Genomic DNA, 21,275 nt, shown 5'->3' on the forward strand with positions numbered 1-21,275 from the left:
CTTCTCCAGATGAGACCATTAATGATGACTTTATGGAGAACGGTCTTAAGCTTCAATTAGTTTTGCATTTTTATTATAGCCATGGAATTGATCGACAAATTCAAAGTCATTTGATTGTCTTTTTCCTAAAATAATGTTTCTAAGTAAAATACCTTCGTTTGTTGTATTGTGAATAATTTCACCCCATGTCCGTGCAGAACCTTGGACATAGGCTGTTCGCGGTTGTCTTTCTTTTTGGAACGCTGCAAATGCTGCAGGGATATCTTCACCATGTTCACTGAGCATATCTGACATGTATGCAGCATCTTCAAGCGCTTGGCAAGCACCTTGAGCAAGATATTGTAGCATTGGGTGAGCGGCATCCCCAGTTAGCGTAATGTGACCTTGCGTCCAGTTTTCAATTGGTAAGCGATCGAACATTGGCCAACGTTTTTGACGAGAGATAAATGAAATTGCGTTTTGCACTAATTCACATGAACCAGCGAACACAGCGTCCATTTCTTCCGGAGTGCCCCAATCTTCTGTCTTTTCAATTTCAGGACGGTAGTTTTTACTTTTGAATACAACGACTTGGTTATAAAGTTCACCACGACGAACTGGATATTGTACTAAGTGAAGATCTGGTCCAATCCACATATAGACGTCATCCATAGCTCCAATAGAGGTTTTCACTTCTTCAATCGGGATTGCCCCACGATAAGCAACATATCCGGAACATACAGGTTGGTCATCAGAGAACATTTTCCGAACATTAGACCATAGACCATCTGCACCGATTACTGCGATTCCTTTATGAACATCACCGTTTTCTGCTTTAACAGTTATCCCTTGATCGTTTTCTTCTGTTGTCGTAATTCTTTGGTTTGTCGCAAGTTCAATATATGGATTTTCCTTACAAGCTTCGAGAAGCACACGATGTAGATCAGAGCGGTGTAATACAATATAAGGAGCACCGTATCTTTTCTGATAAACCTCGCCTAAATCAAGTGCAGATAATTCTTTACCTGAGAAAGCATCCATAAGGACAAGACGTTTAGGGAAAACAGCAATTTCATTGATTTTATCCATTACTCCTAAGCGTTGCAAGACATTAGTTGCATTGGCTGCTAGTTGGATACCGGCCCCGACTTCTCCAAATTCAGGAGCTTGTTCTAGTACTTTTACATATTGTTGGTTTTCAGCTACGCCCAGTGCAGTAGCTAATCCGCCAATTCCTCCGCCGATTACGATAAATGGATTCTGTGCTGTGTTTGCCATTATATTATCCTCCTTTTGTTTTACAAAAAATAAATATTCTGTTTTATAAGCGTTTTCATTTACTGTTATATTTCGAATCTTTTAAGAACAACCGGGCCGAAACCCGGTTGTTCTTGTGCAGTTAACGGAAAGCTTTAAATTCACCTGTGATTTTTTGTTCTCCGTTGTTTTCTTCAAGCTTTTGTGACTTTTCTAAGTCAAATCGCTCCATAATTGGAAGGTCGTTGACTGAGAAAAGATAGCTATCTTCAGCAGGTACATGTTCGTGCCATGCCCAGTTTGGAATACAGAAGTAATCTCCTTTTTTCCAATCGAAGCGTTCACCATTTATTACTGTATAACCAGAACCTTGATGTACTTGGTAAATGGTAGAATGTGTGTGTCGATGTGCCTTTGTACGGAAGCCTTTTGGTAATAATTGCATCCAGGCACCCATTGTTGGATTAGCTGTTTGTCCATTTGACGGATTGATATATTCAACAGCGTAGCCATCATATGGATCTGGCTCAAATTTAGTTAATCCTTTAATCGCATCTTCAGTACGTTTCCACTTGTAATTTGCGAGTGGTGCAACGCTAGAGTAGCGGTCATTAATTGGCCTTACCATTCCACCACTGTATCTTTGTTCAGAGAAGTTATCTGGACGAGTAGGTGTTTCAATCTTATGAGGGAATGGTTCAAAGAATGTACCCCCGATTGAATAGATGGTTGGGATATCAAGGGCATCCATCCAAATCATCGGTTTATCGCCAACATGACCATGTCCATGCCAGAGGTTCTTCGGTGTAATAAGGAAGTCACCTTCTTGCATGAAGATCCGTTCACCTTCAACAATTGTGTAAGCTCCTTCTCCATCAGTGATAAAGCGCAGAGCACTTTGAGAGTGACGGTGTGAAGGTGCTACTTCACCAGGAAGCAGCAACTGTACAGCAGCATACAATGTTTGAGTGGTTGAAGCCCATCCCCATGGTTGTCTATAAGTTAAACCAGGGTTTTGAAAGTATATCGCGCGTCTTTCTCCACCACGATCAGGTGTGAAGATTTCAGCTGCCTCAGATAATTTCTTCTTTAAAAGCTCATCTGACCATAAATATGGAACAGCATGAGGTTTTGGTGTATGGTTCATCAGTGCAGGGATGGCTTCCCATAATGGACCGAGATGATATTCTTGGATTTCTTTCGTAAAGTCCTTTACGTCTTGATCCTCCATATATGCATGTTTTTCAGCCATAATATTTCGCCACCTTAATATTATTTTGCAAGCTTAGACAAGTTACGTTGAATTTGGTTGTAATGACCAGCGGCATGCTCATTGATAAAGTGATCAACAATAAAGAATACAGGTTTATTGCCGAATTTGGCAAAGTTACGATGAGGTGATTCCTGAGCCAATGTGTCAGCAGATAAAACAGATAATTTAGTTTGAACATCTTGTTTGATTAGAGCTAATTTTTTCAATTCGTCTTCAACTATTTGTTGTTCAGTATTTTCTACTGCTGCGAGGCGAGCAGGGTCCTGTAAGCCACGTCCCCATTGGGAACCAGGGGCCTTTACAACTGTATCTATTTCACCTAGCCAATAAGGAAGAGCCTCATTTAAGTGAGTAATAATTTGCATAATGGACCATTCATCTTCTGATGGATTCCAACGTATGGATTCTTCAGATAATCCTGAAACGGTTTCAATGATTTGATCTAATGATGTTTGAATAGATTCAATAGATTGTTCAATCGTTTTCGTTTCGCTCATAATTATTTTTCCACCTTTGAAACTTTATTTTCGAGAACGCCGACTTTATCTATTTCAATGCGAACGACATCGCCATCTTTCAAGAAAACTTGAGGATCACGAGCGAATCCTACGCCACCAGGAGTTCCTGTTAATACGATGTCACCAGGTTCTAAAGTCATTAAGTTAGATAAGAATTCTACAAGTGTTGGAACATCAAAGACAAAGTTGGCTGTATTCGTTTTTTGTCTTTCTTCGCCATTAACAGTTAAAAGAACACCTAAACCAGATGGATCTTGTAATTCATCAGAAGTGATTAACCAAGGACCCATTGGTGCACTTCCTTCAACTGTTTTACCTTGCAACCATTGAAGTGTACGACGTTGGATATCGCGGTAAGTGACATCATTAGCGATTGTATATCCTGCTACATAATTGAGTGCGTCTTCTTTTGCTACGTTTCTAGCTTTTTTACCTACAACAAAAGCAAATTCAGCTTCATAATCTAATTGTTCAGAAATTGGATAGAAAGGAATATCATCTTGTGGTCCAATAACTGTGTTGGCAAATTTAGCAAACACTACTGGATGAGGTGGTAATTCTCTTCCCATTTCAGCAATATGTTCACGGTAATTATGACCTACACAAATGATTTTTCCGGGTTTTGTTACAGGTGCTTCGATTTTTACATCTTCAAATGCATGTACAAGGGGATGTTTGAACGATTCACGATTATTTAATGCATAATCAACCATTTCCTTTGCGATGGAAAGGCTTTCATTTCCCCCTTGTAGGAAACCTTCCATTTGTGCTGGAATGTATGCTTCAGCAATCAATTCAGAACGTAGTTTACCTTCTGCTTCAAGAAAAGCTTGGTAAGCAAAGTTTAAGTCTACTACTTCATTTCCCTCAGTAACTGCTCCGATACGCGTGTTGTTATTGTAAGTGAAAGTAACTAATTTCATATTCAAACCCCTTTATGAAAAGTTTTTTTGTCTAGGAATGGCCCTTAAATAACATGGGCAAAAAGTAAAAACGCTTTGTGTGGAAGTGTTAGGCATGCGTTTCTTACATTCTATTTGTTTTGAATTCCATTAATAGTGAACATCGTTATCTATTAATGATAAAGTAATAGTATCCTAATTTTCAGATAAACTCAAGTGAATTTATTGTGGTTTTTTAAACTTTTCGAAAAATGACACCTTTCAAAAAGGCGCAAAACATAGATGAAATCTGAAAACATAGTGTTTTTCTGATATACTAAAAAAAATATAAAATAGGGGTTTTTACATGAAAAATCAAAAACAAGCTACGATCCAATCGATCCAAGTTGGCATGAGAATTATTGACCTTTTAGTTGCTAGTGGAGAACCATTGCGGTTATCTGATATACAGGAAAAAACAGGCATTACAAAAAGTAATCTTTATAAATACTTGAACACTTTTACTGACCTCGACATTCTATACAAGGACAAACATAATGGAAATTATCAGCTTGGAAGTAAATTAATTGAATATGGGATGGCTGCCATAGGGCAGGAAGATGTGATTTCACGCGTTCTACCTTATCTGAAGGATTTAAGTCACCAACTAGACAATACATGCCTCTTAACAACGTGGACATATAATGGTCCGATTATCTCGAAAATATGGAACCCAGGACATGCCTATAATATTGGTGCACAGCTCGGTTCACTTTTACCACCTTTATCATCAACTGGGAAAATTTTTGAGAGCTTCCTTGATTCAGTTACAACTAAAGATTGGATTAAGCTTATGGGGAAAGAAGGAAAAGGAAATGCAGTAGAAGAAATCAACCGCGTCAGGCAGGAAGGGATTGCCTTTGCTAATGAGCCCTTGATTCCTACTGTATCTTCTGTGTCTATACCAGTCTTTAATTATAACCAAGAATTATTAAGTGCGATAACAGTAGTTGGATTCTCAGAGTCGATTCCAAAAGATCCCTCTGCAAATAAAAGTCAATCTATTATAAAAGTAGGAAAGGAAATCTCTGCACAATTTGGTTATCGACCTTTATGAAGCAATTGCAACGAAGGAAAAGTTGTGTATCGTGGCTAACAGCGATGTTTTAGGCTATCAGCCACGAAATAGGTCTGAATGAAGCTAATATAGGGCTGGTATGAAATATGAGCTGTGGAAACATGTGAAATGAAGTTAATGAAGGATTGTATTGGGATATGAGCTGTGGAAAATTGCGGAACGAAGCTAATAAAGGATTGGATTGAAATATGAGCGATGGAAAACCGCGGAACGAAGCAAATAAAGGATCGGAACGAAATATGAGCCATGAAAAACCCGGAAGCGAAGCAAATAAAGAAATGGAACAAAATATGAGCGACGAAAAGCCCCGAAACGATGCAAATAAAGAAACGGAACGAAATATGAGCCACGAGAAATCCCGAAACAAAGCAAATAAAGAAACGGAACGAAATATGAGCCACGAAAAACCCCGAAGCGAAGCAAATAAAGAAACGGAACGAAATATGAGCCACGAGAAATCCCGAAACAAAGCAAATAAAGAAACGGATCGAAATATCAGCCACGAAAAACCCGGAAGCGATGCAAATAAAGAAACGGAACGAAATATCAGCCACGAAAAGCCCCGAAGCGAAGCAGATAAAGAACCGGAACGAAATATGAGCCACGAGAAATCCCGAAACAAAGCAAATAAAGAAACGGATCGAAATATGAGCCATGGAAAATCCCGAAGCGAAGCAAATAAAGAAACGGATCAAAATATGAGCCATGAAAAACCCGGAAGCGAAGCAAATAAAGAAGCGGATCAAAATATGAGCCACGAAAAACCCGAAAGCGAAGCAAATAAAGAAACGGAATGAGATATGAGCCACAAAAAACCCCGAAGCGAAGCAAATAAAGAAAGGGAACGAAATATGAGCCACGAAAAATCCCGAAACGATGCTAATAAAGAATCGAAATGAAATATGAGCCATGGAAAATCATAAAGCAAAGCAAATAAAGAATTTGAACGAAATATGAGCCACGAAAAACCCCGAAACAAAGCAAATAAAGAAACGGATCAAAATATCAGCCATGAAAAACCCGTAAGCGAAGCAAATAAAGAAACGGATCGAAATATGAGCCACGGAAAACCCCGAAGCGAAGCAAATAAGAGAAACGGAACGAAATATGAGCCATGAAAAACCCGTAAGCGAAGCAAATAAAGAAACGGATCAAAATATGAGCGACGTAAAATCCCGAAACGATGCTAATAAAGAAAGGGAACGAAATATGAGCCACGAGAAATCCTGAAACAAAGCAAATAAAGAAACGGAACGAAATATGAACCATGGAAAATCCCGAAATAAAGCAAATAAAGAAACGGATCGAAAGATGAGCGACGTAAAATCCCGAAACGATGCTAATAAAGAAACGGAACGAAATATGAGCCACGAAAAATCCGAAAGCGAAGCAAATAAAGAAACGGAACAAAATATCAGCCACGAAAAACCCAAAAACAAAGCAAATAAAGAATCAAAACGAAATATCAGCCACAAAAATTAAACTCCATCCAATCCCATTGCGGCCACTGTATCTATTATTTTGAAATGAAGACATAGCTATTAATTAAAAATCGTTTCGTGTGATTTTATTGAATATTTAAAAGAGAAGGTCTATAATTTTATATAAATAGTAAAGGTGGTGCTCTAATAGTGAACAACAATAAAGATATGTCCAATCATGTATTTTTTGATATATTAGCAGAGAAAATTAAAAGAGATAGTCATGAGGAGTACAATCAATTTGTTAATTATGTAAGCGCATTAGCTAAGGATAAAGGGTGGAGAGAATTACAAGAAGAGGTTGTGCATTTACAAGCTTTTCTTCCGTATTTAGATGATAAGTTAGCTATCATCGATGATTATGAAGATATTATGAATATGAAAGCAACTTTGCTTGATATGCTCGTAAACGATTTAGATGATGCGTCTGTTTATCTTTTAGTGGAGGCTCTTATGTATAATAAAGAGCTGAATCATTTGCACGCCTTTGTATCTCCAGTTGAATATTGGGTATCAGTAATAAAGGCAAAAGAAAGGCTTCAGGTTGCATAAAAGATTTACAATTAAAAGCGGTTAACAGAGCGGATTGATAAGGTCGATTTATCCCGAGAGGTAGAGGGATTGGCCCTTTGAAGCCTCAGCAACCGACCAAAACTAGGGTAAGTCCTCTCTTTTTTATCAAGAACGGCTTGATTTATGCCGATTTAAAGGCGGCTTTCAATGAAAGAGTACAATTTCTTTTTTGAAAGTGGTCTTTTTCTGTTCTTGGGAAAAGGGTTAAAAGACAATCCACAAAAGCAACGATTCTGCTGCATAACCATAAGCACATCACTGATAGATTGGTCTGAGCTAAGTTTGTTCATTTTTTGTTCCTTTACCAGATACTATGTTGAATAAAGTATTAACAAAGAAAGTGCCATCAACACTGATGTCTACCATTACAATGCCTTGTTTCCTTTTATGGAAAAGAGGGGTAGTGAATCACTGTGGATGAAACTTTTTCATTTTCCGTTCGTAAGGATTGGAAAGCAGAACGGAGAGAGGAGTAATAAATATGAATAGACCCGTACTTAAATTGCCTAGGACAAAATCGGAATGGGGATGGGATATACTTGGTCTGGTTGTATTCATTGGGGCGATTATATTCTTAGTTGTTTCTTGGTCATCTATACCTGAACAAGTACCGGGACATTATAATGCTGCCGGAGAAGTTGATAGGTGGGGTTCTAAATATGAATTATTTATATTACCAATAATCGGCGTGTTTCTATGGTTCATGATGCAGATATTTGAAAGGTTTCCTCATATTCATAATTACCCTGCTCGCATCAATGAATCGAATGCAGCGGCGTTTTATTTAACGAGTAGAAAACTGCTAAATGTCACAAAGAATATATGCCTCGTATTTTTTGGTGTTATACTTATTCAATCCATTAGGGTAGCATTAGGGTGGGCGGATACTTTAGGTATTTGGTTTCTACCAGTGTTTTTAATTGCCACGATTGCTCCATCTATATTTGCCTTGATTAAGTTTAGGCGAATTCAATAGTTCAACTTATCCTTTTCGGATAGGTTGTTTTTTTATTTCTGACCAATAAGAACTAAAGGAAATTGATAAAAAGATCATTTTAATAGGTATGGTCACAGGCGAAATGGATTTACTGTTTGTAATATATATAAAAGGATAAGAAGGTGAAAAATAGTGAGCAAGTTTAATAAAAAAGGTTTTTGTTTGCCTGGAGGTTATCGGTATTGCGGTCCAGGTTGTAGCGGTCCGGGCAAGCCTATTAATTATGTGGATTCATGCTGTCAGCAACATGATGCATGCATTGATCGGTATGGCCATTGCTATCAATGTGACCAAATGTTAATTGATTGTGTAAATCGAAAGAAATATACATCCAGACATGAAGGGGCGACAGCTAGAGTAATTGATGCAGCGATGCGTTTTCGCATATTTTGGGGATAATTTAGATAGCTAGAGGGAAGGGAACGACTATTCCTTCCTCTAGCTATTTTTTATATTAGGGAATATTTAGTAGGAGAATAGCAAAACTTAGACACAAGAATGGTAATTTTTATAAAAGTAGGTGACGGAATGGTCAATCGAAGTAAAATGACATCTACAGAAATAGGTGCACTGTGGATATCTTATCAAAAGAAAACATTGATATTAAGGGTTTTAGAACATTTTATAGAAGTGTCTGAGGATAAAAGAGCGAAAAAGCTTATGAAAGGTTTATGGTCTGAGTTAGATCCGAATGTCGATCGTATTGAAAAGATGTTTAAAGATGAAGGTGCTGTCATACCTCAAGGTTTTACTAAAGCCGATGTAAACCTACAAGCGCCTAAACTTTTCGGGGAGGGGTTTGATATTCTCTTGTGTATGATTTTAAAGGAAATCAGCATGGGGCTGTATACCCTTCATATAGCAACGTCCTATCGAAATGATATTATTGATTTATATCGTGAGATGACAAATATCACGCAGAAATATTATCAAAAGTTTTTAAATTATGCGGTGGATGAGGGATATTACCCATTACCTAATTTTATTAATGTTCCTACAACAGTCGACTTTGTCTCAGATATGAATTATATAAAAGGTTATCGTTTATTTGGTGATAAAAGAGAAATTAATACGATTGAGTTTAGTTATTTATATCAGTCAATCCAAACGAATACTATTGGTATGGAGCTCATGACGGGATTCGCCCAAACGGCGGAACATACAGAAGTGAAAGAGTACCTTATTAAAGGGAAAGAGCTTAGCAAGGATATCTTGGAGGGAACATATGACATTTTAATAAAGGATGATATTAGAGTACCGACAATTAAAGGGTTATCGCTTACTAAGTCTAACATTCCACCGTTTTCGGATAAATTAATGGTGTATTTAACTTTTTTATTAAGTAATTTTGGTCTTGGTAGTCAGGGGTTTGGTGCAGGTTTTAGTATAAGAGATGACATCAATGTCAAATTAGGTTTATATGTAAAAGATATCATGTTATTTATTAGAGAAAATATAAAAATTATGATCGAAAATGGATGGTTAGAAGAGCCACCAAGAATGAGTATGAATAATTTAAAAGAATAAATTTTGGTTGGAAAGTCTGTTTCATCATGAAGCACTTTCCTTTTTTTATTTCTGAAATAAAGATTGCGATTATTCGGGAATTAGATTAACATCAAATTAGATGATTATCTAATTAATTAAGGGGGGGAAGAGAATGATTTCTATATTAAAAGAAGAGAAAGACTATGCGCGCTTATTTTTTGCGGGTGTTCTCAATGGAATAGGTGATCGGTTTAGTCAAGTTGCGTTATTAGCACTGTTATTGCAAGTAACAGGATCGGGTCTTGCTGTTGGTCTTGCTTTAGCGATAAGGGTCATTCCATTTTTGTTCTTTGGCCCATTAGGGGGGATGATGGCAGACCGTTTTTCACGGAGAACCATATTAGTTTGTACAGATTTAGGACGTATTCTGTTTGCTTTGTCGTTTGTGTTTGTAAATGATGCTTCATCTGTCTGGATTGTTTATCTGTCGAGTTTTTTCTTGGCTGCAGGCGAAGCCATCTATGCACCAACGAGGAAGTCTGCGATACCATTGATTGTTAAAGAAAAAAACATGATTAAAGTTAATAGCCTTGAACAAGTAATGGTTGGAGTGGTTCTGATTGGAGGATCGTTTTCAGGAGGAGTGGTCACTTCTTTATTCGGTGCTAATTTCACCTTTTTGGTAAATGGTGTTTCCTTTTTAATTGCTGCTGTTTTGTTATCAAAATTGCGGGTCTTAGATATAGAAAGAACAGGGAAATCAGTGTCCAGAAATAAGGAGAAATCTTCATTTTTTATAGTTAAGGATATTATTTTTTCTTCCAGTTTATTATGTATCATTTTTCTATCAGAACTGTTAATTCCTCTATTTAATGGCATTGATAATGTGTTATTAAGCGTGTATGCAGTTCAAGAATTTCATTTAGGAGATGTTGGTGTCGGCATATTCTATGGTTCATTAGGAATCGGTTTAATGCTAAGCTTTCCTGTAGCAGAGAAGCTAAAAAATCATCTAATGAGAATCGCTTTAATTGCGCTTGTTTGCCAAGGATTTTGTCTCATTTTATTAAGCCAGTCACAACAAGTGTGGATGGCAATTGTTTTTTTAATAATGGCCGCGTTTTTCTCTGGATTAGGCAACACCTGCTTTGATACGATGCTAATGAGAGAGACACCTAAAGAAAAGAGTGGACTTATATTTGGTCTATTTACAACGATTTCTAATACAATGATAGGTATCTCGATGTTTTTAGCTGGGCTTGCCACGGTATGGATGCCTAATCGCTTGCTTGGATTATTAGGTGGGATGGGTTTTATTCTTTCTAGTATTCTCCTATTTTCAATTTATTATTTCATCCAAAACAAGAAGAAGGAAAATAGGCCTGGCAATATAATATAGAGTTTAAGAAAGAGGTGTTTATTTTGAACTTTATTGAGACCATCGTTCCGTTTGCACAGAAAATAGCTAAACAATATCACATATTGCCGTCACTTGTGATCGCACAAGCGATGCATGAATCTAATCATGGGAAAAGTAAATTGGCCATAGAAGGTAAGAATTTGTTCGGTATAAAAGGGGAGTATAACGGACAGTCGGTAAAGATGCTGACGAAGGAATTTATTGATGGACAAATGGTTACGACGGAAGCGGTATTTAGAAAGTATCCTTCATGGGAGGAATCAATTGAGGACTTAGCTAAGCTTTATAAGAATGGTGTATCTTGGGATCGAAATAAATACCTTGCTATTATAGAAGAAAAGGATTATAAAAAAGCTGCAGAGCAGGTACAGTTATCAGGTTACGCAACAGATCCTGATTATAGCAAAAAAATCATTCGTACCATTGAGACCTATCAATTACTACAATATGATACCAACCCTAAATATCATTTATCAACAGATAAAAAAGGTTATGTAACAGTGGAAGAGGCAAAGAAAGAGATTAGGGAAAAATCCCTGTTAAAGGCAGGAAGTTACTATATTTTTAAAAAGGTTGGAGAAATACTCAATCTATCAAAAGTGGAAGGTACGCCAGGGGCTTGGGTGAATCTCAATCAATTAGAGGAAGTGGCGTTTAGCTATACAGTCAAATCTGGCGATACGCTTTCGAAAATAGCAGCTATGCATGATACAAGTATCAGTAGCTTGCAAAAAATCAATCATATACTTAATCCTCACTTGATTACGATTGGACAAATAATCAAGACAGGGGAAAAACATTACTATTACACCGTTCAGCAAGGTGATACAGTCACAACTATCATAAAGAGATTTAAACTAACGGCGCAACAGTTACAAGAATGGAACCATTTGAAAGATATCAATGTGATTTCAGTTGGACAAAAGTTACGAGTGAAATAATCGGAGGTGCAATCAAGTAATGGTGAGAGCAGTGATGTTTGATTTAGACGGAACTCTTCATAATCGAGAGGCATCTATTTTATCGTTTATTGAGAATCAGCAAGAGAGACTCTTTCCACATTTAGATAAGACATTATATGCAGAGGGGTTCATTGATTTAGATCAAGGCGGCTATGTTTGGAAAGATAAAGTGTATCAACAGATGATAGAAGAGTTTTCTATATTAAACTTTTCTTGGCAAGAATTACTGCAGGATTATTTAACTCACTTTCCTTTACATGCCGAACTGTATCCTCAGGCAATCACAGGGCTTAAAAGGTTGAAAAAAAAGGGCATGAAAATGGCCATCATTTCGAATGGGTACAGTAAGTTTCAGCGAGAAGTAATTAAGTCATTGCAGATAGAAACATTTTTTGATGAAATCGTTATTTCAGAAGAGGTTGGTGTAAAGAAACCACATCCTTATATCTTTGAACATACTCTTTCAAGACTTGGCGTATCAGCAGATGAGACAATATATGTAGGGGACCATTTCAAAAATGATATCGTTGCTGCTGTTGGAGTGGGGATATATACGATATGGAAACAGCCCCGCCCTGCCTTTACGACAATAGGGGAAGAGCATGTTTCCGATTTATCAGAAGCATTTGCAGCTATTATGAAAAAGGTAAATACTGAATGGTGTCAGGACCAAATCTTGTAGATAGATGCGGTCTTTTTATTTTAGCCAGATTGGTTTCGGCAAAGGGATATTTTTAAACGTTTTGCGAGAGAGAGAAGGAGAAAAGCCAAAAAAATTGAATGTGAGTAGTATCAAGATTCATTTAAAAAAGGGGGTACCTAATGTTATATCATCAAAACGAAAATAAAATCGAGACGAACCAATTAATGCTTCGTCTGTTGAATGAGGCCGATATACCAGAGGTTGTTAAACTATGTAACAATTATAATCTTTATAAAAGTACTTTAAATCTCCCCTATCCCTATTCAACTGAACATGCTCTGATTTGGATGAAAAATCATCTTAGTCATTTCAATCAAGATAAGCGGTTTGAGTTGGCAATAACGGATAAAATGACTGGCAAGTTATACGGCGCAATTGTACTCTCGCATCATCAACAGTTCAATCATGGAGAACTTGCTTATTGGATTGGAGAAGAATATTGGGGGAATGGCTATGCTACAGAGGCTGCTAAAGCATTAATTGAGTTTGCCTTTAGCGCAAAAAATTACAATAAAGTGTTTGCACGCTCATTCGAATCAAATCCAGCTTCAATGAGAGTGATTGAAAAGACCGGTATGAAGAAAGAAGGCGTGTTGAAACAACATGTAAGAAAAGACGGAAAATATATAGATCTCGTATGTTATGGCATTCTTAAACAAGAAGCTGAAGTTTTGAGTTGAATGGAATATGTAGATTTGTAAGTGGGCAAAGTCCCTTACTATTTATAAAAATCAATGGAGGGTTCAATAAGAACAAAAGAAAGGGCAACCTTAAGAAGTATTGGTAAATGCATAAAATGCGAATAATAATACCAAAGGCGTTCTAAAAAAGGCAAAAAATAAATAACCCGAAACGAGTTTCGGGTTATTCTCATCTATATGAGGTTATTTCTCTACAGATACAGAGATATGGTTAAAGGTGTTGACATCAAAGAGGCCAAGGTCTGTTAGTTTTAGTGATGGAATAACAGGTAGTGCAAGGAAGCTTAATGTTAAGAATGGATTAAATGTATGGTTAGCTCCGATTTTAACCAATGCTTGATTGATTTCCACTAGCATCTTATTCACTTTCTCATATGGTTCATGTGACATGAGACCGGCGATTGGCAAGTTTAATTGAGCAAGCACTTTTCCTTTATCGACAACTACAAGTCCTCCTTGCATGTCACGGATTGCATTGGCAGCGACTGCCATATCCTTATCCGTTGTACCCGCAAGAATTACGTTATGGGAATCATGGGCTACCGTTGTTGCGATGGCGCCCGATTGTAGTCCGAGCCCTTTTAAGACGCCAAGTCCAATGTTGCCAGTATGATGATGACGTTCCATGACAGCAATTTTTAAATGATCTTTCTCAATAGAGGCGATGAAATGATCGTGTTCATTTTTCTGAACGGCTTCAATCACATGATCAGTCACTATGCTGTTCGGAATTACTTCAATAATATGTGCCTTTTCTCCGACAATGTCTAAATGAAACGATTCTTCAGTAATGAAAGGTAGGTGTACGGTATTAGTGAGATGAGAAAATTCTTTTTGCTCTAATTCTTTAGGAAAAGCAGTTAATTCTCCTTCACTAAAAACACATTGTCCATTTTTATAAACAGATTGAATCTCAATTTGCTCAAGATCGTCTAATAAAACAAAATCAGCTTTATATCCTGGAGCGATGGCACCTTGTTCCTTAAGCCCGAAGCACTCGGCAGTATTAAGAGAGCCCATTTGAATCGCTGTAATTGGATCCAGCCCTTTCTGAATCGCTTTCCGAATCATATAGTCAATACTACCTTCGCTAATAATATCATCAAGGTGGCGGTCATCTGTAACAAACAGAAATCTCCGTGCATTTTTCTCATTAACAATTGGTAGGATCCGACATAATTCTTTTGCTGCTGTACCTTCGCGAATCATGACATACATCCCTTTTTGCAATCGTTCTTTTGCTTCTTTTGCAGTAGTTGCTTCGTGATCGGTTCGGATCCCAGCTGTCATATATACATCTAATTGTTTGCCTTTTAGCCCTGCCGCGTGCCCATCAACTTTTTTTCCTCTTTCGTGAGCTTCGAGAATCTTAGTCAATAAGTCGTGATCACCTTTCATCACACCGGGATAATTCATGACTTCTGCTAAACCAATCACTCTCTCATATTCATAAAAAGGAGATAGGTCGTTTGCGGTTAATGTAGCACCTGCATGTTCAAAAGGTGTTGCTGGTACACAAGAGGGTAGCATAAAATAAGCATCAAATGGAATATCATCAGATGCATGAAGCATAAACTCGATCCCTTTTCCACCAACGACATTAGCAATCTCATGTGGATCACAAATGACAGCTGTAATCCCATGCTGCAAGAGGATTTTTGAAAACTCAACAGGGGTTACCATGGAGGATTCTATATGTACATGTCCATCTATAAAAGAAGGGGCTAAAAAACGGTTTTGAGCGTCAACTGTTTCTATTCCTTTATAGTCACCAATTCCAACAATATATCCATCTGTGATGGCCACATCTCCAGAAATAATTTCACTTGAAAACACATCAACGATTTGCGCATTTTTGATGACAAGGTCTGCAGGTGACTTACCTGAAGCTACTTCAATTCGTTTTTTCATCTTTTCCATTAAGGCTCCTCCTCCAAAAGTGGCTCCGTTCAATTTCGATTTTTTAATATTTATTGTACCATTAAGTAGTTGGTTCACTTATGACATTGTTAATTGTTCTTACAACAATAAGTGAGAAAGCTTAAACTATTTAGGTCATTATACTAGTGTTCTTAAACTAAGAAAAATAAAAGAGAATTTCGACTCTTTATAAAGATGATAGTTAAGGTTGGAACCAAATAATGTAAATACACTCTTATATAAGATATGATGTTAGTTGCTTTTTAATCAATAAAGGTGGTAGTCACTCGATGATTATTTATGAAAAACAGTTGAAAGAAATGTTAGAACAAAATGAGGAAATGATTCGTTTATTATATTGTTTATCGGATTTAGATCTACCCTTTGATTATTATGTAGCTGCGGGATGTGTGGCGAATACCGTGTGGAATCGATTATCTGGCAACGCAATCGATTATGGCATATCAGATGTCGATCTTGTTTACTATGACAAGGAAAACCAATTGAGCGAAAAGGAGTTTCAGCGAATATTAAGTGGTATGCTCAAGTCGTTTCCATATCAATTAGATATAAAGAATCAAGCGAATGTCCATTTATGGTACGAGGAAAAATTTGGCTTTGCAATTCCTGCTTATACAAGTGTAAAAGAGGCAATTGCGAGCTGGCCAACAACAGCTACTGCGGTGGGGGTGAAAATGGAGAAAAATAAAAAGATGACTGTATATGCCCCTTATCATTTAGATGACCTGTTTAGCATGAAGGTTGTACCGAATAAAGTAATCGTCACGAAGGAGATATATGAGTGTAAGGCAAGGAAATGGAAAGCGAAATGGCCCCATCTTGTCGTATATAATTGGTGAGGTCGGGGATGGGTAAACATGCCCCGGCCCCGTTACCTTAATCAAATCTACGTTTCTTATAAATGACGATGGTGAGTAGGAAGGAAACGGCTACCCACAAAAATAAAATGAACAAATTCATGAGGATATCAGCCGCCCCTTTACCGTCACTTAAACCAAACCAAATCTGGTTTAATTGTTCATTAGGTAACAACTCGATTATATTGATTAATGTAGCATTCTCAACCATTGGTTTGAACATGGAGCTCATGCCGAATATAACTAATACAGGCATACCGATAATGCTTGTTTCCATGACTGTTCGTGATAGCAGACCAAGAATCGTTCCTGTTGCAAGGTAAAACACTAAGCCTAATAAAATGCTAAGAGAAAAAAGTAGAAGGGATGGGACTGCGTATCCTGAAAAAATAATTGATCCGATAATAACAAGGATGGTCATCAGTCCAGACAATGCGCTTTTTCCAATCAAGATTTCTAATGTACTGGCAGGAGATAATAACAAGCCCCTCAAAGTATTTTTCTCTTTTTCTTCTGCAACCATCGCAGCTTGGATAAAGGCACCAGCAATAATCAGTGCGAGATTAATTGGATAAGTAGAAAGGACGGTTGTTGCTTCATTCATTCGACCTAACATTGCGGCAAAAACTAATGGAATCGCTAAGGTGAAAAGAATATATGAATTTCTTTGTAAATCTTTCCAATCCTTAATAAATATCGCGTTGACACGTTTAAATGAAAAGATCATAATAATTTCCTCCCCGTTAATTTTACAAATACATCACCAAGTGTTGGCTCATCTGAATGAATGGATACGATTTCTCCGTCTTTCATATAGTTATATATTTCTTTTGCACCTGCTTCATCTTTTTGCACAACTACTTTACGGTTGTCTCGCAATAATAGGGAGATGGAAGAAGTGCTTTGTTGTGTTTTAATATTCTCTGGCGTATCCATTAAGCTGACTTCACCATTATGTAAGAATGCCACTCGATCACAAATGGTCTCTGCTTCTTGCATATCATGGGTGGTTAAAAATATTGTTGTTCCTTCTTGGTTTAGCTTTTTAAGTCCTTGGTGGATATGCATCGTGTTAACAGGATCCAAGGCGGAAGTAGGCTCATCTAAAAAGAGTAATTCCGGTTGATGAAGCATGGCTCTAGCTAATGTCACTCGTTGCTTCATTCCTTTTGACAGTTTTTGCACGATTTTTTGACTTTCTTCTATTAAATTTACCGTCGCCAGCACTTCAGCGATTCTTTTTTTCTCTACTTCATATAAATCACAATATAATGCGAGATTATCATATATACTAAGCCTTTCGTATAAGCCACTATTATCAGTTAATATACCAATTCTCTTCATATAAGTAGGATCTTTTAGTTTAGCAATTGGCTCTCCGAATACTTTGACTTCTCCAGCGGTTGCATGGAGTTGAGCAGTTAGGATTTTGATTGTTGTTGTTTTACCCGAACCACTCGGTCCTAAGAAACCAATTGTTTCTCCTTTTTTTACTTGAAAACTTACTTTCTTTAAGGCTAGTTGATTTTGAAAAGACTTTTCAAGGTCTCTTACTTCGATGACATTTTCCATTTAATAGGCCCCTTTTCGCGTTTTGCATTTCTTGTCTCCATATTAGCTGTGAAAAGGGATAAATACAGTAATATTAAGGTGAAAAGAGCCTATATTTAGATGAATGGAAGCCATTTAGCGGTGAATGGAGCAAGGAAAGTAGGTGAAAATAGGGTGTCATTCGTTGTTAGGCTCAAGGTGGTAAACAACTTATATGCCCATAATCTCTTTCAACTCATTTAATTTTCCTTTTGATAATGGAATCGAACTCTTTTTTGCGTCATCGAGAATGAGGCTATAACTATTTCTCGTCCAAGTAATGACTTCTCTCACTTTCTGCAAATTAACAATATAAGAACGATGACAGCGGAAGAATCCAAAAGGATGCAGTCTTTCAAATAATGTATTGAGCGTAAGGGCACAAGGAAAACTTTCACCATTTACATGTAAATGGGAAATGCCGTCATTACTCTCAACGTAAACAATTTCAGTCGGATCAAAAAGAATGATTTTGTCATCCACTTTTGCAGGGATTTTTTCAAGACGCAATGGATTGTTCATGTTTTGGATCTTTTCTGAAGAAGGTGAACCGGCTTCTTCGATAGGCAATATCTCTTGTTGCGGCTGTAATTCTTCCTTTTCGATATCTTGGTGACCGTTCTCTTCATCCATGACCTCGATTTTTTTTAGGCCGTGCTCATTTAAACGATACACAGTATCCGTCATTGATAGTGCACTTTCGTAATTGTTAGTAATGATTAGTGCCACTTTACCCTGTTTTTTATGGTCTTCTAATACTTTCTGTAGTGTGATTTTACTTTCTATATCAATGTTTTGGTCTGGTTCTTCCAAAATAAGCAAATCTGGTTGATGGAGGATTGCCCTTCCTAAATGCAGCCTTTTCTTTTCAGAAAAAGTAAGTTTACTAATCTTCGTATTGACCTTGTCTATTAAGTTTATCTTTTGTAATAAAGTATCTATTTCTATATTGACGTCATGTAGGTTCTTATAAAAGGTTAGAAATTCTCGGGGAGTTAACCGGTCGTAGAGGGCATCGTCTAGTAGAGAGAGCCCAATTCTATTAGATAAGCTTTTGAAATGCTTATTTAACTCTGTATCTTCCAATAATATTTGTCCATTTGAAATGTGGTTCTTTCCGATCATCATCATGATGAGATGTTTGCCCACATCGTTATGACATTGGAGTGCGACAATTTCATTTCTATGTAAAGTTAAATCGAATTTAGGGAAAATAATTGTATTTCCGATTGTTTTTTCAAGTTGATTCATCTGCAATAGCTTCATGTCGACACCTCATGGTAGATTAGTATGGTTTACATTGACTCTACGATTTCCGTTAAAACAAGCATAAACGATTTGAAGAGGAGGGTGATGAATGTCGTATTTCTAAATAGTTAAATATACCTTAATTGGATTTTACAGGATTTTATAACTGATTAAAAGTGGGAATAGTAAAATGATGAGGCTTTATATGAAAAAAGAAGGAGGTTGGGACATAAGTATTCTAGCTAATGATTTATCCGAATGATTAGAAGTCTAGCATCTAATCATTCGGTTTTTTTGAGTGATTTGAACCCTTATATGAAAAGAATAGTGAAATGGAGCGGAAGACACTCGACTCCTGCGGGAAATAGAGGGAAAGCTGAGATCCCACAGGCAATGCCTTAGGAGGCTCAGCCCCTCCCCGCGGTATGACTGTAGCGCAATGGAACGGACTTTTTTTAAAATGATGTTTTAAGATCAATTTGTTATTGTTCTTTTTTTGAGGTTAGCTCATTTAGTTATGTCCCGCCTCGTTCTTTGACTTATTGCCATTTCTTTTTCTGTTGTAGAAGTTGCTGGAATTCCTTTTCTAGCTCCTCTGTTGGCTCGATACTTAATCGTGATAGGACTTCTGTTATTTTTGTTTCGATGAGTAAACGTTCTTCCTCATGATTATCCCTCTTCACCTCTGGTACAAATGATTCATAAGTTTCGTGATTGCCTCTGAATACTTCAATTTGTTTATTTTTAATAATCAGTAACCTGTTTGCTACCTTATTCGTCAGACGGCGATCATGAGAGACGAAGAGGATGGTTCCCTTATATTGCAATAATAGTTCTTCTAATGCTTCTACAGCTTCAATATCGAGAAAATTTGTCGGCTCATCTAGCACTAATGTATTCACTTCACTCACAAGGATTTTGGCTAATGCGACTTTCACTCGTTCGCCGCCACTAAGAAGTGCTACTTTTTTATATACATCGTCTCGGAAAAAGCGTAGCCTCGCAAGTATTGTACGAATAATCGTTTCTTCTTGAATAGAGGTTTCTTTAACATTTTCTATAATCGTTTTATCCTTTTGCAGGATATCTAAGTTTTGACTAAAATAGCCAATTTTTAAAGAAGGAGAGACAGTCAATTCTTGCCCTTGCAAAATCTTTTTAATCAAGGTTGTCTTTCCAGAGCCATTAGGGCCAATAATCGCCCATTTTTCTCCTCCGCGAATTTGAAAAGAGGCGGGTTCGAAAAGCAGGTGATCATCTATTTTTCCTTTTAGGTTTTCCGCTCTAATAATAATTCGGTTCTTCGTATTTTTTTCATTAGGTAAGGTCATTTGTAAAGCCGGGAGGTCCTTTATTTTTTCTACTTTCTCAAGCTTTTCCAATCTTGTTTCAATTGATTTAGCCGTTTGTTGCAGCTTTTTTTGTTTTTTAGCAAAGTAAGGCTTTGATCCCGTGATCCGTGCTTCAGAAGAACTTAAATTTTTTGGTTTTTTAGTTGCTCTTTCTGCCTTCTTAGCCTTCAAGGTGAGGGCATTTTCTAATTGTGCTTTTTTCTGTTCATATTGTTCGTAAGCTTGCTGTTTCTCTTTTAATGCTAATTCTTTTTGCTGCTTATATTGCGAGTAATTACCAGAATAAATCTTTATTTTCTCCTCATCAATTTCCCAAATTTTTGTACACACACGATCAAGAAAAGTTCGGTCATGCGAGACTAGAATAAGAGCACCTTGCCAATGCTTAAGAATCTTTTCTAACCATTCAATATGTGAAGTATCCAGATGAGTCGTTGGTTCATCTGCAAGTAATATTTCCGGGTTTTTAGCTAGTGCTTCTTTTATATATTGTTGCGTTGTTTCTCCACCACTTTTGTATTGATCATCGTGTTTTAATTGTGGTAATAATTCCATTGTGCCGTTGCGGGTGATTTGACCATCTTCGGCAGCCATTTTTCCTACAAGTGTATCTAAAATTGTCGTCTTTCCCGTTCCGTTCCGACCGATTAAACCAATACGATCGTTTTGGTGTACAGTTAGTCTCTCGGCAGTAGCTAATAGCCGGTCACCTACAGTGATTTTCAAGTCAGTGGCTTCTAATAATAGCATATGGATCTTCTCCTCTCGTTTTAGGGAGACAGATTCTCGAAAAAAAATGCCCCCTATTTCTTCAGAATAGGAGGCATAAAGGTACACAAAAAAAGTGGGAGAAATCCCGCGGGTAACCTTATGAAGTGCAATCCTATTCTGAAAACATTGTTTGAAAGCATAGCAA

The 21,275-nt window shown here is 37.1% G+C and carries 21 protein-coding genes; 12 read left to right on the top strand and 9 right to left on the bottom strand.

What is annotated here, in order from left to right; all coding sequences use genetic code 11:
• Positions 1-45: 45 nt before the first annotated feature.
• The 4 genes from MHH73_RS02035 to MHH73_RS02050 form a co-directional block, all read right to left on the bottom strand.
• The gene (locus MHH73_RS02035; RefSeq protein WP_341064271.1) at positions 46-1,257 is read right to left on the bottom strand and encodes an FAD-dependent monooxygenase; all 1,212 of its coding nucleotides are present in this window, start codon (positions 1,255-1,257) and stop codon (positions 46-48) included.
• 121 nt (positions 1,258-1,378) lie between these two features.
• A complete protein-coding gene (locus tag MHH73_RS02040; protein WP_191813675.1) occupies positions 1,379-2,488 on the bottom strand; it encodes a cupin domain-containing protein in 1,110 nt (369 codons plus the stop codon).
• A gap of 20 nt (positions 2,489-2,508) precedes the next feature.
• Complete coding sequence (locus MHH73_RS02045; RefSeq protein ID WP_341064275.1) at positions 2,509-3,006, bottom strand: DinB family protein; 498 nt, start codon at positions 3,004-3,006, stop codon at positions 2,509-2,511.
• Positions 3,007-3,008: 2 nt separating this feature from the next.
• Positions 3,009-3,950 (bottom strand): fumarylacetoacetate hydrolase family protein, encoded by a 942-nt coding sequence (locus MHH73_RS02050; protein ID WP_191813671.1) that lies wholly within the window; start codon positions 3,948-3,950, stop codon positions 3,009-3,011.
• 325 nt (positions 3,951-4,275) lie between these two features.
• Between MHH73_RS02050 and MHH73_RS02055 the strand changes: the two genes are divergently transcribed.
• The 11 genes from MHH73_RS02055 (at position 4,276) to MHH73_RS02105 (ending at position 13,350) form a co-directional block, all read left to right on the top strand.
• Complete coding sequence (locus MHH73_RS02055; RefSeq protein ID WP_191813668.1) at positions 4,276-5,025, top strand: IclR family transcriptional regulator; 750 nt, start codon at positions 4,276-4,278, stop codon at positions 5,023-5,025.
• 209 nt (positions 5,026-5,234) lie between these two features.
• Positions 5,235-5,843, top strand: coding sequence for a hypothetical protein (locus MHH73_RS02060; protein ID WP_341064281.1), 609 nt, complete (start codon positions 5,235-5,237; stop codon positions 5,841-5,843).
• Positions 5,844-6,306: 463 nt separating this feature from the next.
• The gene (locus tag MHH73_RS02065) at positions 6,307-6,528 is read left to right on the top strand and encodes a hypothetical protein (RefSeq protein WP_341064283.1); all 222 of its coding nucleotides are present in this window, start codon (positions 6,307-6,309) and stop codon (positions 6,526-6,528) included.
• Positions 6,529-6,677: 149 nt separating this feature from the next.
• Entirely contained in the window at positions 6,678-7,079 is a 402-nt protein-coding gene (locus MHH73_RS02070) for a hypothetical protein (RefSeq protein ID WP_191813663.1), read from the top strand.
• A 502-nt stretch (positions 7,080-7,581) separates the two neighbouring features.
• Positions 7,582-8,076, top strand: a complete 495-nt coding sequence (locus MHH73_RS02075; protein ID WP_341064288.1) for a DUF1648 domain-containing protein — start codon at positions 7,582-7,584, stop codon at positions 8,074-8,076.
• 153 nt (positions 8,077-8,229) lie between these two features.
• The gene (locus MHH73_RS02080) at positions 8,230-8,496 is read left to right on the top strand and encodes a Parvovirus coat protein VP1-like protein (protein WP_318245471.1); all 267 of its coding nucleotides are present in this window, start codon (positions 8,230-8,232) and stop codon (positions 8,494-8,496) included.
• A gap of 129 nt (positions 8,497-8,625) precedes the next feature.
• Positions 8,626-9,624, top strand: coding sequence for a DUF3231 family protein (locus MHH73_RS02085; RefSeq protein ID WP_341064292.1), 999 nt, complete (start codon positions 8,626-8,628; stop codon positions 9,622-9,624).
• Between the two features lie 133 nt (positions 9,625-9,757).
• The gene (locus MHH73_RS02090) at positions 9,758-10,984 is read left to right on the top strand and encodes an MFS transporter (protein ID WP_341064294.1); all 1,227 of its coding nucleotides are present in this window, start codon (positions 9,758-9,760) and stop codon (positions 10,982-10,984) included.
• Between the two features lie 23 nt (positions 10,985-11,007).
• The gene (locus tag MHH73_RS02095) at positions 11,008-11,946 is read left to right on the top strand and encodes a glucosaminidase domain-containing protein (RefSeq protein ID WP_341064297.1); all 939 of its coding nucleotides are present in this window, start codon (positions 11,008-11,010) and stop codon (positions 11,944-11,946) included.
• A gap of 19 nt (positions 11,947-11,965) precedes the next feature.
• The gene (locus MHH73_RS02100) at positions 11,966-12,649 is read left to right on the top strand and encodes an HAD family hydrolase (protein ID WP_341064298.1); all 684 of its coding nucleotides are present in this window, start codon (positions 11,966-11,968) and stop codon (positions 12,647-12,649) included.
• 140 nt (positions 12,650-12,789) lie between these two features.
• On the top strand, positions 12,790-13,350 hold the full coding sequence (locus MHH73_RS02105) for a GNAT family N-acetyltransferase (RefSeq protein ID WP_341064300.1): 561 nt from the start codon (positions 12,790-12,792) through the stop codon (positions 13,348-13,350).
• A gap of 204 nt (positions 13,351-13,554) precedes the next feature.
• Here the strand turns inward: MHH73_RS02105 and ade are convergent, their stop codons facing one another.
• Positions 13,555-15,324, bottom strand: a complete 1,770-nt coding sequence (gene ade / locus MHH73_RS02110; protein ID WP_341069618.1) for an adenine deaminase — start codon at positions 15,322-15,324, stop codon at positions 13,555-13,557.
• A gap of 257 nt (positions 15,325-15,581) precedes the next feature.
• Between ade and MHH73_RS02115 the strand changes: the two genes are divergently transcribed.
• Complete coding sequence (locus MHH73_RS02115) at positions 15,582-16,151, top strand: nucleotidyltransferase family protein (RefSeq protein WP_341064302.1); 570 nt, start codon at positions 15,582-15,584, stop codon at positions 16,149-16,151.
• Positions 16,152-16,188: 37 nt separating this feature from the next.
• Here the strand turns inward: MHH73_RS02115 and MHH73_RS02120 are convergent, their stop codons facing one another.
• The 4 genes from MHH73_RS02120 to MHH73_RS02135 all read right to left on the bottom strand — a co-directional run bounded on the left by MHH73_RS02120 (position 16,189) and on the right by MHH73_RS02135 (position 21,109).
• Positions 16,189-16,896: an ABC transporter permease gene (locus MHH73_RS02120; RefSeq protein ID WP_341064305.1), complete on the bottom strand. Its 708-nt coding sequence runs from the start codon at positions 16,894-16,896 to the stop codon at positions 16,189-16,191.
• Positions 16,893-17,741, bottom strand: coding sequence for an ABC transporter ATP-binding protein (locus MHH73_RS02125; protein WP_341064309.1), 849 nt, complete (start codon positions 17,739-17,741; stop codon positions 16,893-16,895). The genes MHH73_RS02120 and MHH73_RS02125 overlap by 4 nt, the downstream gene beginning before the upstream one ends.
• 189 nt (positions 17,742-17,930) lie before the next feature.
• Positions 17,931-19,025, bottom strand: coding sequence for a LytTR family transcriptional regulator DNA-binding domain-containing protein (locus MHH73_RS02130; RefSeq protein WP_341064311.1), 1,095 nt, complete (start codon positions 19,023-19,025; stop codon positions 17,931-17,933).
• A 521-nt stretch (positions 19,026-19,546) separates the two neighbouring features.
• Entirely contained in the window at positions 19,547-21,109 is a 1,563-nt protein-coding gene (locus tag MHH73_RS02135) for a Vga family ABC-F type ribosomal protection protein (RefSeq protein ID WP_341064313.1), read from the bottom strand.
• Positions 21,110-21,275: the final 166 nt, after the last annotated feature.

The organism is Cytobacillus sp. FSL K6-0265 (genome assembly GCF_038003465.1).
Taxonomy (GTDB): domain Bacteria; phylum Bacillota; class Bacilli; order Bacillales; family Cytobacillaceae; genus Cytobacillus; species Cytobacillus stercorigallinarum.